Origin of the sequence: Streptococcus cristatus, from assembly GCF_003944225.1 — a bacterium.
GTDB classification, from domain to species: Bacteria; Bacillota; Bacilli; order Lactobacillales; family Streptococcaceae; genus Streptococcus; species Streptococcus cristatus_K.
In genome coordinates, this window is sequence record NZ_RJPN01000005.1 from 57479 (window position 1) to 70468 (window position 12990).

Annotated in this window: 15 protein-coding genes; all 15 read left to right on the top strand. The window is 41.1% G+C overall.

Features of this window, described 5'->3' with window-relative positions:
- Nucleotides 1-27: 27 nt before the first annotated feature.
- The 15 genes from D8797_RS06480 (at nt 28) to D8797_RS06550 (ending at nt 12816) form a co-directional block, all read left to right on the top strand.
- Nucleotides 28-219 (top strand): DUF3272 family protein, encoded by a 192-nt coding sequence (locus D8797_RS06480; protein ID WP_125379726.1) that lies wholly within the window; start codon nt 28-30, stop codon nt 217-219.
- A gap of 210 nt (nt 220-429) precedes the next feature.
- On the top strand, nt 430-1713 hold the full coding sequence (gene aroA, locus D8797_RS06485; protein ID WP_125379727.1) for a 3-phosphoshikimate 1-carboxyvinyltransferase: 1284 nt from the start codon (nt 430-432) through the stop codon (nt 1711-1713).
- Nucleotides 1706-2182, top strand: a complete 477-nt coding sequence (locus D8797_RS06490) for a shikimate kinase (RefSeq protein ID WP_125379728.1) — start codon at nt 1706-1708, stop codon at nt 2180-2182. Before aroA ends, D8797_RS06490 begins: the two co-directional genes overlap by 8 nt.
- Nucleotides 2179-3027, top strand: a complete 849-nt coding sequence (gene pheA / locus D8797_RS06495; RefSeq protein ID WP_125379729.1) for a prephenate dehydratase — start codon at nt 2179-2181, stop codon at nt 3025-3027. The genes D8797_RS06490 and pheA overlap by 4 nt, the downstream gene beginning before the upstream one ends.
- On the top strand, nt 3024-4361 hold the full coding sequence (locus D8797_RS06500) for an LCP family protein (protein WP_125379730.1): 1338 nt from the start codon (nt 3024-3026) through the stop codon (nt 4359-4361). Before pheA ends, D8797_RS06500 begins: the two co-directional genes overlap by 4 nt.
- 182 nt (nt 4362-4543) lie before the next feature.
- Nucleotides 4544-5902, top strand: coding sequence for a 23S rRNA (uracil(1939)-C(5))-methyltransferase RlmD (gene rlmD, locus D8797_RS06505; RefSeq protein WP_125379731.1), 1359 nt, complete (start codon nt 4544-4546; stop codon nt 5900-5902).
- Between the two features lie 127 nt (nt 5903-6029).
- Nucleotides 6030-6836 carry an alpha/beta hydrolase gene (locus D8797_RS06510; protein ID WP_125379732.1) on the top strand — a complete coding sequence of 269 codons (807 nt, stop codon included), beginning with the start codon at nt 6030-6032 and terminating at the stop codon, nt 6834-6836.
- Nucleotides 6837-6847: 11 nt separating this feature from the next.
- A complete protein-coding gene (locus D8797_RS10420; RefSeq protein WP_080937013.1) occupies nt 6848-6976 on the top strand; it encodes an ADP-ribosylglycohydrolase in 129 nt (42 codons plus the stop codon).
- A gap of 135 nt (nt 6977-7111) precedes the next feature.
- On the top strand, nt 7112-7783 hold the full coding sequence (locus tag D8797_RS06520; protein WP_125379733.1) for a CPBP family intramembrane glutamic endopeptidase: 672 nt from the start codon (nt 7112-7114) through the stop codon (nt 7781-7783).
- 263 nt (nt 7784-8046) lie between these two features.
- The gene (locus tag D8797_RS06525) at nt 8047-9813 is read left to right on the top strand and encodes a glycoside hydrolase family 13 protein (RefSeq protein ID WP_125379734.1); all 1767 of its coding nucleotides are present in this window, start codon (nt 8047-8049) and stop codon (nt 9811-9813) included.
- 113 nt (nt 9814-9926) lie between these two features.
- Complete coding sequence (locus D8797_RS06530; protein ID WP_048763436.1) at nt 9927-10238, top strand: hypothetical protein; 312 nt, start codon at nt 9927-9929, stop codon at nt 10236-10238.
- A gap of 228 nt (nt 10239-10466) precedes the next feature.
- Nucleotides 10467-11348, top strand: a complete 882-nt coding sequence (locus D8797_RS06535) for a DUF4300 family protein (RefSeq protein WP_125379735.1) — start codon at nt 10467-10469, stop codon at nt 11346-11348.
- Between the two features lie 54 nt (nt 11349-11402).
- The gene (locus D8797_RS06540) at nt 11403-11594 is read left to right on the top strand and encodes a hypothetical protein (protein ID WP_125379736.1); all 192 of its coding nucleotides are present in this window, start codon (nt 11403-11405) and stop codon (nt 11592-11594) included.
- Nucleotides 11587-12042, top strand: a complete 456-nt coding sequence (locus tag D8797_RS06545; protein ID WP_125379737.1) for a hypothetical protein — start codon at nt 11587-11589, stop codon at nt 12040-12042. Before D8797_RS06540 ends, D8797_RS06545 begins: the two co-directional genes overlap by 8 nt.
- 24 nt (nt 12043-12066) lie before the next feature.
- Nucleotides 12067-12816, top strand: a complete 750-nt coding sequence (locus D8797_RS06550) for a CPBP family intramembrane glutamic endopeptidase (RefSeq protein ID WP_125379738.1) — start codon at nt 12067-12069, stop codon at nt 12814-12816.
- The last annotated feature ends 174 nt before the right edge of the window (nt 12817-12990 follow it).

A 12990-nucleotide genomic window follows, 5' to 3' on the forward strand; every position in this document is an offset into this window, starting at 1 on the left:
TATGATTTTTCATGCTATAATGGAAGAATGAATAGACGACAATTTATAGTAATGGCGGCTTTTACAGCCCTAGAAACATATTTTTTTAATGAAGCAATCATGTCTGAGAACTATCTGATGGCTATTTTCTGGGCTATCTTGATTGGTCGCAATCTGCAGATTAGCTATGTGATGGGGCGGATTATGGATGAGATTGATAAGCATCTAGGACACAAATAATGGCTAAATCAGAGAATGACTAGAACAAGAATCTAGCACTCTCGTGATTTTGATAAGGAATAAAGGGAGGCTGAGAGACGATTGTCGCAGCCTCTTTTATGATGTATAAAAGTAGAAAGAAGGAAGAAGTCGGAATGAATACAAGAATTTTTTAGAAAATTGCTATTTTTATGATAAAATAGAAGTTAGTAGCAATTGAAAGGGGCATCTATGAAGTTAAGAACAAAGGCAAAAGGCCTGAATGGTCGCATCCGTGTACCAGGCGACAAATCAATCAGTCACCGTTCGATTATGTTTGGGAGCTTGGCCAAGGACCTTACAGTGGTTCACGATATTTTGAGAGGTGAGGATGTCCTTTCTACGATGCAGGTCTTTCGTGATTTAGGCGTCAAGATAGAGGATGATGGAAAGACTGTTAAGATCCACGGTGTTGGGTTTGATGGTCTCAAGGCGCCGCACAATAAATTAGACATGGGAAATTCAGGAACCTCTATCCGCTTGATTTCGGGTGTCTTGGCAGGTCAGGATTTTGCAGCAGAGATGTTTGGGGATGATAGTTTGTCCAAGCGTCCGATGGATCGGGTAACCCTGCCTCTTAGTCAAATGGGTGTGGATATTTGTGGTCAGACAGAACGAGATTTACCGCCACTTCACATCCATGGCCGAAAAGATTTAAAGCCGATCCATTACCAGCTGCCAGTGGCTTCCGCTCAAGTCAAATCAGCCTTGATTTTTGCGGCTTTACAGGCTCAAGGCGAGTCAGTCATTATTGAAAAGGAAATCACCCGTAACCACACAGAGGATATGATTGTTCAATTTGGGGGTCAAATTGAGGTCAAGGGCAAGGAAATTCGTGTGCAGGGTGGTCAGACCTTTACAGGGCAAGAAGTGAGAGTGCCTGGTGATATTTCCAGTGCAGCCTTCTGGCTGGTTGCAGGCTTGATTCTGCCCCATTCCAAAATCGTTCTTGAAAATGTTGGAATCAATGAAACTCGGACAGGGATTCTTGATGTTATCAAGGCAATGGGCGGTAAGATGACCCTTTCGAATATAGATGAGGTGGCTAAATCCGCTACGATTACTGTTGAGACTTCTGAGCTGAAGGGAACGGAGATTGGCGGAGAGATTATTCCGCGCTTGATAGACGAGCTTCCGATTATTGCCCTTTTAGCCACCCAAGCTGAAGGCAGAACGGTGATCCGAGATGCCGAGGAGTTAAAAGTCAAAGAAACCGATCGAATTCAGGTTGTTGCAGATGCTTTAAATAGCATGGGAGCAGCCATTACTCCCACAGCAGATGGCATGATTATCGATGGAAAAACGCCTCTTCATGGCGCAACCGTCAATACATTCGGCGATCATCGTATTGGAATGATGGCAGCCATTGCGGCTCTATTAGTTTCGAATGGTCAGGTGGAGCTGGAGCGGGCAGAGGCTATCAATACCAGCTATCCTAGCTTCTTCTCAGACTTGGAGGACTTGGTGAATGGCTAAGATTTTACTTGGCTTCATGGGAGCGGGAAAATCAACGATTGCGAGAGCCTTGTCAGCAGATTTTCTGGATATGGACGAGCTGATTGTCCAAAAAATCGGTATGTCCATCCAAGAGTATTTTGCTCAATACGGAGAGTCAGCCTTTCGGAAAATTGAAGCTGAAGTTTTGGCTGAGTGTATCCAGCAGGACGTCGTGCTTTCTACGGGAGGCGGTGTTGTCTTGAGTCCCCAAAACCGTGACTTATTAGCTAAAAATCCCCAAAATATTTATCTGAAAGCTGACTTTGAGACCCTCTTTCGTAGGATTGAGGGAGATCAGGAAAATCAGCGTCCCTTGTATCTGACCAAGAGCAAGGCAGATTTGAAGGAGATTTTTGAACAACGGCAGGCTCTCTATAAGGCAGTCGCGACACAGACAATTGACGTGGTAGGAAAAACGCCACAAGAAATTATTGAGGAAATTCAATGAAAGTAGCTTTTTTAGGACCCAAGGGATCTTTTTCCCACCATGTTGCCCAAGAAGCCTTTCCCCAAGCAGACTTGGTGCCTTATCAAAATATCACAGAAGTGATGAAGGCCTATGAAGGGAAAGAGGTGGATTATTCAGTTGTTCCCGTGGAAAATTCGATTGAAGGAAGTGTCCATGAGACCTTGGATTATCTTTTCCATCAGGCTGAGATCCAAGCGGTAGCAGAGATTGTTCAGCCCATTAAGCAGCAGTTATTGGCGACCAGTTTGGACAAGCCCATTGAGAAAGTTTTTTCCCATCCTCAAGCGCTTGCTCAGGGGAAAGGCTATATTCGCCAGCATCATCCAGAAGCAGCGATTGAGATTACAGCTAGTACAGCCTATGCGGCTCGCTTTGTGGCTGAGCATCCTGACCAACCTTTCGCCGCTATTGCACCGCGGACTGCGGCAGTCGAGTATGGTTTGCAAGTGGTGGCTCAGGATATTCAGGAAATGGAGGAAAATTTTACTCGTTTCTGGATTTTAGGACAGACCACTCCCACTCTTAGGCTTGTAAAGCAAGAGGAAAAACAGAGTTTGGCTTTGACTTTACCGGATAATCTGCCCGGTGCTTTGTATAAGGCCTTATCAACCTTTGCTTGGCGTGGCATTGACCTGACAAAGATCGAAAGCCGTCCTCTTAAAACAGCCCTAGGGGAATATTTCTTTATTATAGATATTGATAATGAACGGAAAGAATTAGTGGATTTCGCTTACCAAGAGCTTACTACACTTGGTATCACCTTTAAAATTCTAGGCAGTTATCCCGTTTTTCAAATTCAGGATTATAGATTGGAGCAGAGATGAGAGAAACAGAAAATCTGAGTCGACACGAGCAGTTAAGGCTGGATTATCTCCATACAAACTATTACTATCTTAACGAACATGAAAAAGAGGAGTATAATTACCTCCGCCAAAAGTCGAAAGGACGGTCAGATGTTGCGCAAAAGCCGTCTACCAAGCAGACCGTGCAGGCTTCTCCAGAGGATTCGAAGACGGACTCATCCGGTTTGTTACCCAAATACCCGGGTAAAGGCTCTCTTAGCAGAAGTCAAAAGAATTCCCGTAATTCTTTTAAGCAAGAAACGAAAAAATCAACTCAGAAAACTCCGAGAACCTACAAAAAAATTCGTCCAAAGCGCGTGCTGATGTGGCTCCTGATTTTTGTGCTTCTGGTTGTTTCTGGCATGCTCTTTATGTTTTTCAAAGGCTTAAATACAGCGAGACCAGGAAATCTCAAAGCGGCTGATGTTGAGTACTTTGATGGCCATGATGCTCGAGATGGGATTAATATTCTTGTTTTAGGGACGGATGGCCGAATTGGAGAAAATTCAACGGAGACTCGGACCGATTCAATCATGGTCTTGAACGTTGGCAATAAAGACCATAAAATGAAGTTGGTCAGCTTTATGCGTGATACCTTGATTCATATTGACGGCGTCAGCAATTCCTACACGGAGCCAACTGATGATGATTATTATGATCAAAAGTTGAACGCTGCCTATACTTTGGGTGAACAAGACAATCACCGTGGAGCTGAAGCAGTACGCCAAGCCTTGAAGGACAACTTCGATATTGACATTAAATACTATGCTCTAGTGGACTTTAACACCTTTGCGACTGCGATTGATACCCTCTTTCCAAATGGTGTATTTATGGATGCTAAATTTTCGACCATTGATGGAGAAAAAGTCACAGAAGTGGAAGTTCCAGATGATTTGAACATGAAAGATGGAGTGGTTCCTACTCAAACCATCAAAGTTGGTCGTCAGCATATGGATGGTCGAACGCTCTTAAACTATGCCCGTTTCCGTAAGGACGATGAGGGTGACTTTGGACGGACACGCCGCCAGCAAGAAGTTTTGACTGCTATCATGCAGCAGATAAAAGACCCTACGAAGCTTTTTACAGGATCTGAAGCATTAGGAAAAGTTTTTGCCTTAACCTCAACCAATGTACCTCAGAGTTTTATTTGGTCGCAAGGCTTATCCTTGGTGCTTGATTCACGTAATGGGATAGAGCGCCTCACTATACCAGAACTAGGCGATTGGACGGACACCTATGATATGTATGGTGGTCAAGGACTCTTGATTGATTTTGAAGCCTATAAAGAAAGATTGAAACAAATGGGCTTAAGATAGGGCTCTTATGATATAATGGGAAGTGGCAGATTTTGTCTCTTCCCTTTCTTTTTGGAAAATAGCAGAGCAGAAATGTGAACATCTTTTCCAATAGGAAGAAAGAAATAAACAGTAGAAAATCCTGTGATTCCCTGCTTTAGTATCATTGCAGTTGAGCGCAGGATTGATTAGAAAGTAAAGAAATGTTAAAAAAGAACGATATTATTGAAGTAGAAATTGTAGATCTGAGTCATGAGGGAGCGGGTGTGGCTAAGGTAGACGGCCGCGTCTTTTTCATTGAAAATGCCCTGCCGAGTGAAGTGATTCGCATGCGTGTCCTCAAGGTCAACAAAAAGATCGGCTTTGGCCGTGTTGAGGAATTTGTGAAGAAGTCTGACCAGCGCAATGAGCATGTCGATTTGGCCTATCTGCGGACTGGGATTGCTGATTTGGGACACTTAGCCTACCCAGCCCAGCTGGTTTTTAAAGGCAAGCAAGTGCAGGACTGCATTTATAAAATAGCTGGCATTTCGGACGTAGAAGTGATGGAAACACTGGGCATGGATCAGCCACTGGCCTACCGTAATAAAGCCCAAGTGCCAGTCCGTCGTGTCAATGGACAGCTGGAAACTGGCTTTTTCCGGAAAAATTCCCATGATCTCCTGCCGATTGAGGACTTTTATATTCAGGATCCAGTTATTGACCAAGTCATCGTTTTTGTACGCGACTTGCTACGCCGCTTTGACCTCAAGCCTTACGATGAAAAGGAAGGTACTGGCCTGATCCGCAATCTGGTTGTTCGCCGTGGCCATTATTCGGGTGAAATCATGGTGATTTTGGTGACCAGTCGGCCTAAGATTTTCCGAGTGGAGCAGCTGATTGAGCGTTTGACAGAGGCTTTCCCAGCAATTAAGTCTATCATGCAAAATATCAACGACCAGCCGGGCAATGCTATTTTCGGTCGGGAATTTCGGACACTCTACGGCCAAGATTTCATCACTGATAGCATGTTGGGCAAGCAGTTCCAGATTGCTGCGCCAGCTTTTTACCAAGTCAATACTGAGATGGCAGAAAAGCTGTATCAGACGGCCTTTGACTTTGCTGATTTTAGAAAAGAGGATATTGTGCTGGATGCCTACTCAGGTATTGGCACCATTGGCCTGTCGCTGGCTGACCGAGTCCAGCAGGTCTATGGAGTCGAGGTCATTCCTGAGGCCGTGGAAAATAGTCAGCGCAACGCAGAACTCAACGGTATCACCAATGCTAGCTATGTTTGCGCCCCTGCAGAACAAGCCATCCAAACTTGGCTGGATCAAGGAATCAAGGCGGATGTCATCCTAGTCGATCCACCGCGTAAGGGCTTGACAGAGAGTTTTATCACTTCTAGTGTCAGCATGGAGCCACAGCGGATAGTCTATATCTCCTGCAATCCTGCCACCATGGCGCGTGATATCAAACTTTATCAAGAGTTAGGATATGAGTTGAAGAAAGTCCAGCCGGTGGATCTGTTTCCTCAAACGCACCACGTCGAGTGTGTGAGTTTGTTAGTGAAACGTAGTTAATCCTCAAAAGGTTCACCCAAACCTTTTGAGTCCCACAAACGCATCATGTTGAGGCGGTATCACTGCTTGTACGAGCTGATTAAACAAGGGTGTAGTTAGTGAAAGTCCTACAGTAAGGAGTTTAAACATGAAATTCCATGAATTTGGTGATAAGAATTTGCCTCCTATTTTACTGATACATGGTGGTGGCAGTTCTTGGTGGAATTATCTTCGTCAAGCACGAATCTTGTCAAAAGAATACCGTATTATTCTACCCACTTTGAATGGCCACGGTGAGGAATATCAACTTGATTATGTTTCTACTGAAGATTCTGCTTTGGAGATTCTAGACTATATCAAAGCAAACTGTGGTGGGAAATTGTTTGCAATCGGTGGTGTTTCACTTGGTGGTCAAATTGCCATGGAGCTTTTGTCTTTAGACAGTGAAATTGCTGAGAAGGCCATCATAGATGGAAGCCTCTGTATTCCTCAACCAAGGTTAGCTAAAATCAGCATCTTTCTACTGTCTCTATTTGGTAAACTGATGTTCAATAAATTCTCTTGCAAACTTCAGTTAAGCATGATGAACAAACTCTATCCTAAACTGGCTTTTCCAGAGGAAATAAAAGCTTATTATTTGGAGGATTTGCCAAGGACCCCTGTCAAAACATTGGTGACCATTTACAAAAACTATATGGGATGTTACAAGCTGAAAGATGTGATTTCTGCTAGCAAGGCTCAGGTTCTGTATATCTATGGTGAAAAAGAATTGAATTGTGTGAAAGAATCAGCGAAATTATTTCATCAGCTACATTCAAATACAATTTTGTATGAAGCAAAGGGCTATAATCACGGCTATTTATCAGCTTACCTGCCTTATGAGTGGATTGATTTGGTGGTGCCATTTTTAAAGAGTGACTCATTAGAAATGTGTAACGAATCTGATATGCCATAAGGAGGAAACGTATGCTAGGAGCAATAGTTGGAGACATTGTAGGTTCAGTATACGAATGGAACAATATCAAAACGAAGGATTTTCCTTTATTTCGTGAGGATTGTTTTTTCACGGATGATACGGTAAGTCCGAACCGCTGAGTGTGTAGCTCTACTCGTGAAAGCCTAGGAGACCTTTTGGCGAAAGTTTTTTTAGTCTTGAATTGTGCACTTAATTTGACAATTCAAGACAAAAGAATAACCATGTCGCCCTACTAACGTTAAGGAGAAATATTTATGCTTGATTTTGCTAAAATAGATAAAAAGTCTGTATATACTACAATCATTGGTTTGTTTCTAATGGCAGTATTGTCTTTGACAAAGATAATACCTGAACTTTCTTTATCAGGTCTCACCGTACTGATTGGTACTCTCTTTTTCTTTGTTCTTGAACATTTTGATAAAAAATCACATATAGAATCAGGTTTGCGCTTTAAATCATTTTTCAATGATTTGAAAAAACAAGGGGTAATTCTTTTGGTTTTACTCCCGATAGGAACCGCTGTAGTAACGTTAATTATTGGTGATTTTATATTTAAGGGTGCGTTCACCAGTCATATTGTTGGAAGAACGGATTCTATGTTATCTTTCGATAAAATACCACTCCTTATGGTTCAAGTAATAATTGCGGCTTTAGGAGAAGAAATTGCATGGCGAGGTTTCTTTCTTGGTAAGTCAATGACAATGTTTCCATTTTGGCTTTGTGCTATTGTGTCGTCTTTATTGTTTGCGGTAGCCCATATTGCTAGTGGAAGTTTTGAACTTGTTAGCTATGATGTTTTGATGATTTTTATTGATAGCATCATCTATTCCGTTATTTATAAAAAGACTAAAAATTGTTTGATTACAACTTTATCGCATATTCTAGCCAATACAACAGGTATTGTTTTTCTAATGTTTCATATGTAAAATATCTACTTAACTATGGACTTCACTCTAGGATAGAGACGATAACTGTCGCATACATTTCTTGCGTAATATAGTTCATGTAAGTATAGAGTAAGCTTCTTAAAAAATCTAATTAGTAAAAGCCTTGGCCTCAAGGCTTTTTACTATATCCCCCAACAAACACCTTGCATTCATTTTTTTAAAGTGATATACTAGGGCTAGATTTTGAAATCGTTTGCACAATGTTGCGATGAGTTTATAAAGAGAAATCTAGGAGAGAAAATATGGAATTGTCAGCTATTTATCACAGACCAGAGTCGGAGTATGCTTATCTTTATAAAGATAAGACAATGCACATTCGCATTCGGACGAAAAGGGGAGATATCGAAAGTATAGCCTTGCACTATGGAGATCCTTTTATCTTTATGGAGGATCATTATGAAGACAGCAAGGAAATGGTCAAAGTCACCTCCGATGCTTTGTTTGATTATTGGCAGGTGGAGATTTCAGTTGGTTACGCGCGACTCCAGTATCTCTTTGAGATTAAGGATAAGCAAGGCCAGAGTATCTTGTATGGCGATAAGGGTTGTGTTGAAAACACGCTAGAAAACCTTCATTATGAAGGAAACGGATTTAAAGTTCCTTATATTCATGAGATTGATGCTTGTCATGTTCCTGACTGGGTAGCAGAGACGGTATGGTACCAGATTTTCCCAGAACGCTTTGCTAATGGCAATCCTGAGATTTCACCAGATGGTTCTCTAGCTTGGGATTCGGCAATCACGCCTAAAAGTGAGGATTTCTTTGGTGGAGATTTACAGGGGATTATTGACCATCTGGATTACTTGCAGGAATTGGGCATTACAGGCCTTTATCTCTGTCCAATCTTTGAATCCCCGAGCAATCACAAGTACAATACGACGGATTATTTCGAAATTGACCGTCATTTTGGAGACAAGGAAACCTTCCGTAAACTGGTGGAGCAAGCCCATCAACGTGGCATGAAGGTGATGCTGGACGCTGTTTTTAACCATATCGGAGACCAATCTCCACAGTGGCAGGATGTCCTTAAATACGGCGAAAATTCAGCTTATAAAGACTGGTTCCATGTTCAAGAGTTCCCGGTGACAAAGGATAAGCTTACGAATCCAAGAAAGCTCCCTTACCATACCTTTGCCTTTGAGAGCTATATGCCAAAGCTCAATACGGCCAATCCTCAAGTGAGAGACTATTTGTTGAGCGTTGCGACCTATTGGATTGAAGAGTTTGACATCGATGCTTGGCGCCTGGATGTGGCCAACGAAGTCGACCACCAGTTTTGGCGAGAATTCCGTAAGGCTGTCTTGGCTAAAAAGCCTGACCTTTATATTCTTGGTGAGGTCTGGCACACTTCTCAGCCTTGGCTAAATGGCGATGAATTCCACGCGGTCATGAACTATCCTCTCTCTGATAGTATCAAGGATTATTTCTTGCGTGGGGTTAAAAAGACGCCTCAATTCATCAATGAGATTAATGGTCAGTCCATGTATTACAGACAGCAGATTTCAGAAGTGGTGTTCAATCTTCTGGATTCGCACGATACGGAGCGCATTCTAGCTACTGCCAAAGGAGATGCTCAACTTGTTAAGTCTGCTCTAGCCTGCCTCTTTTTACAAAGGGGAACACCATGTTTCTACTATGGAACTGAGTTAGAATTAGGCGGCGGGCCAGATCCAGATTGTCGTCGTGTGATGCCTTGGGAACGTGTTTCCAGTGACAATGACATGCTCGATTTCATGAAGAAATTGATTCAGCTTCGTAAGAGTGTTTCAGACATTATCCAGCATGGGAAATATAGTCTAGAAGAAATCAAGCCCGATGTGCTGTCTCTGGAATGGGATCATGATGGTCAAAGGGTTCGAGCAATTTTTAACCAATCAACAGAAAATTATCTTGTAGAAAGTGATTCTGTGGATCTAGCAAGTCATTGCCAAATCTCGGACGGGCAACTTCTTATCTTACCAAAAGGCTTTGTAATCTTTGCGGAAGTTTTGGAAACTGCTGCAAATTAATTTTTGGAAATTTGACTGAAAGACTTGTCAGGGTTACTCAAATTTCAAAAACCTAATCTAAGAGCAGTCTATTTAAGAAGAGCAAGTAACTTACTAGAAAAGAGGAGTTCAGAATGGAATTAAAAGATTTTACCGAAAAAGAGCAGGAGCAGATCAAAGAGGGGCTTAGTACAGCTGTCATTAGCGATAAGGAAGCAGCTAAAAAGATTTTGGCCCTTGTGCCACAAGAATGGCTTAAGCGAATTCCTTTCCTTGTGAGAGGGCATGCAACGACCAAGACGGTTGAGCGAGTTGCCAAGCAATATCCAGAACTTTACGCTGTAGCTAAGCAAGCAGGAGAGCTTCCTGAAAAGGAGCGTGAAGAATTGCGCGCTATCATGACAGCTATTTTTGAAGAAAAGATGAACAAGCATAAGATTAAGTAGACTTACCAGTTTATAGCGAGTACATTCTTTAAGTTGGCTACTCTACATTATTCATCTATTCATAAATCAAAGTGACTGCAGTTGATAAAAGTGCAGTCATTTTTTATGACTTAAGGGAGTTTCTATCCAAGATAGATTTTTCCTTTCTGTTTTCCAGTATTTCTTGATATAATAACAAGAGGAATTATTTGTAGATGAATATAGGAAAAATGTAAAAAGGACGAAAGAATGAAGAAAGTAAAAAAGATTATGTTGATGAGTGCCTGCACCTTGGCAATTCTTGGCCTAGCTGCATGTGGGAAGACGCAATCAAACGGCGCTCAAGAGAATCCAACAGTTGGTCAGACTAGCTCGGAAAAATACCCCTGGAAGGCGACTTATTCAAATTTAAATAGTCAAAAAAGTGTCGAAGAAGTTAAGAGTTTACTAGCTGCCGACTTGGATAAAGACAGTGTCGCTAGCTTTGTCAATCTAGTCAATGACTATAACGGTCTTGTTGGCTCGACTGGTTTAACAGGCGATTTCACTAAATTTACCAAAACAGAATATGACGTAGAAAAAATCAATCCTCTATGGCAGGCAAAGAAGGGCGATTTTATCGGAACAAATTGTCGGATCAATACCTATACTTTGCTGAAAAATAGCATCGAAATCCCTCAAATAGCAAAGGACGACGAACTCTTGTTCATAGATAATGATTCGATTGACAAGGGCAAGCTCTTTGATGCTAAGGATAAGGAAGATTTTAATATCCTGTTTTCAAGAGTCAAGACTGAAGCGACTCAAGATGTAAAAGTCCATGCTAAGAAGATGGAGGAATACTTCAAGCAGTTCAAGTTTAGTGAAAAAGCAAGGATGCTTTCAGTCATTGTCCACGATAATCTTGACGGTGATTCTCTCTTTGTAGGGCATGTCGGTGTCTTGGTTCCAGATAAAGACGGCTATCTGTTTGTCGAAAAGCTGACCTTTGAAGAGCCATACCAGGCCATCAAGTTTGCGACCAAGGAAGATGTCTACAAATATTTGCAGACCAAATATAAAGACTACACAGGAGAAGGTTTGGCCAAGCCCTTTATCATGGACAATGATAAGTGGGTAGAGGGGAAATAGAATTTTTAGCCAGTTAAGTTTTATGTAAACTCTAGTTAAGGGAGGGACATAAAAATGGATAAAAAACAGACCTTTTTTTCGATTGCCCTTGTTCTTATCGGTTTTCTACTTGTGGAATCAAGCATCTATATCATACCCTACATTGAAGAATTAAAAGAATTAGAAATAGCTGTTTTTGTAATTGGAATTCTTATTTTACTAGGTGTCATCATCTTATTAGCAAGGACTAAGAGGCATCATGATTAAAGAGCAGTACTCACGAATAAAAGATTTAGAAATTATTTTATGGGAATTTATTGGTCATCAATTAGAGGAATTGTCTGTCTTCAAAGCATTATCTGAGAATTTTCCCTATCTTAATAGAGAAAAACTCGATATGATTGATTCATCCGAAATTCATGATAGCGACGGTCTTACTATCTTAGACTTGCAGCAGAATGGTAGGGAATTATTCATTTGCTTTGAAATGGACTTTCAACTAATGGGCTGGGCATCTGCTAGCAATGACTATGCAGCTTATATACAAGCGAGTCTTGTCGGAAGTTGTCGAATTGATTTGAAGGAAAGGCTCCCTTTCTCTGACAAGAATGTAAATTCTCTCACTAAAGCTCAATTATTGGAATATGGCGAAAAATTGATTTTGGATTTAGAATTCCAATATCGAGATGTTGAAGGTTCTGAACACTATGGATGATGAAACCTTTAAAGGAATTATGATATGAATAGAAAGCAAGCACTGTCTATTTATTTGCTAGGTACCTTTGCTCAACTAATGCTAGTGAGTCTCCTAGTTTGGTTTTTAAGGGCAGGAAGAATGAAAGTTGATTTTACGTCAACAATTGGAATAATTGCTATTGTTTTAGGTGGCTTATCATCTGCTTTTTGGGGCAGTCTTGCCAGTATTGGCTACCATCAATCTAGTTTCAAAAAACTTTTAAAAGATTTTTTTCAAGTCAAAGATAGTCTAGCTAATTATTGTTTGGTCTTAATTTTCTTAGTTCTAGACTTTTTTCCATTTATCTTAGGTGGTAAGATAAATACTCAATCGTTGCTCTTACCAGTGGCGCTCTTTTTCAAGGCTCTTCTTTTTGGCGGAGTTGAAGAAATTGGCTGGCGTTATTTCTTTCAGCCGACCTTGCAGGAAAAAATACCTTATCTATCAGCTACTCTTATTACTTTTTTAGCCTGGTCTAGCTGGCATCTTTTTTACTTCTACATTGAAGGTTCTTTCGGTGTCATTCAGTTACTCCCTTTTCTAGTAGGTCTACTAACCAACTGTTTTATCTTATCGGCTTTGTATCATAAAACACAAAACTTATGGATTTGTGTCATGACTCATGCTTGGATCAATTCCTTGTCTCAGATTTTAGTGAATGAAGATATATGGCTTTCTGTAGTCAGTAAATTACTTATTGTCAGTTTAGCCATCATCATTGCAAGAAAGAAGTATGTAAGGGAGGAAAAATGACAAAATTTATTTCAAAATAATCAGTCGCTATCTGGTATGCATTGATTGCCTCCTTGATGATCTTTTAATAGGGCAAGTTATCCTTTGTTTTTTTTCCAGATGGGAGTAGTACAGAGCCTCTCTCCTTGTATCCTCGCTCACATGGTGATTGATGGTTTAGCTGTTATTATGCTG

Excerpts from the sequence above, each read along its gene's own strand:
- D8797_RS06480 (WP_125379726.1), top strand. The coding sequence starts at position 28 with ATGAATAGACGACAATTTATAGTAATGGCGGCTTTTACAGCCCTAGAA.
- aroA (WP_125379727.1), top strand. The coding sequence starts at position 430 with ATGAAGTTAAGAACAAAGGCAAAAGGCCTGAATGGTCGCATCCGTGTA.
- D8797_RS06490 (WP_125379728.1), top strand. The coding sequence starts at position 1,706 with ATGGCTAAGATTTTACTTGGCTTCATGGGAGCGGGAAAATCAACGATT.
- pheA (WP_125379729.1), top strand. The coding sequence starts at position 2,179 with ATGAAAGTAGCTTTTTTAGGACCCAAGGGATCTTTTTCCCACCATGTT.
- D8797_RS06500 (WP_125379730.1), top strand. The coding sequence starts at position 3,024 with ATGAGAGAAACAGAAAATCTGAGTCGACACGAGCAGTTAAGGCTGGAT.
- rlmD (WP_125379731.1), top strand. The coding sequence starts at position 4,544 with ATGTTAAAAAAGAACGATATTATTGAAGTAGAAATTGTAGATCTGAGT.
- D8797_RS06510 (WP_125379732.1), top strand. The coding sequence starts at position 6,030 with ATGAAATTCCATGAATTTGGTGATAAGAATTTGCCTCCTATTTTACTG.
- D8797_RS10420 (WP_080937013.1), top strand. The coding sequence starts at position 6,848 with ATGCTAGGAGCAATAGTTGGAGACATTGTAGGTTCAGTATACGAATGG.
- D8797_RS06520 (WP_125379733.1), top strand. The coding sequence starts at position 7,112 with ATGCTTGATTTTGCTAAAATAGATAAAAAGTCTGTATATACTACAATC.
- D8797_RS06525 (WP_125379734.1), top strand. The coding sequence starts at position 8,047 with ATGGAATTGTCAGCTATTTATCACAGACCAGAGTCGGAGTATGCTTAT.
- D8797_RS06530 (WP_048763436.1), top strand. The coding sequence starts at position 9,927 with ATGGAATTAAAAGATTTTACCGAAAAAGAGCAGGAGCAGATCAAAGAG.
- D8797_RS06535 (WP_125379735.1), top strand. The coding sequence starts at position 10,467 with ATGAAGAAAGTAAAAAAGATTATGTTGATGAGTGCCTGCACCTTGGCA.
- D8797_RS06540 (WP_125379736.1), top strand. The coding sequence starts at position 11,403 with ATGGATAAAAAACAGACCTTTTTTTCGATTGCCCTTGTTCTTATCGGT.
- D8797_RS06545 (WP_125379737.1), top strand. The coding sequence starts at position 11,587 with ATGATTAAAGAGCAGTACTCACGAATAAAAGATTTAGAAATTATTTTA.
- D8797_RS06550 (WP_125379738.1), top strand. The coding sequence starts at position 12,067 with ATGAATAGAAAGCAAGCACTGTCTATTTATTTGCTAGGTACCTTTGCT.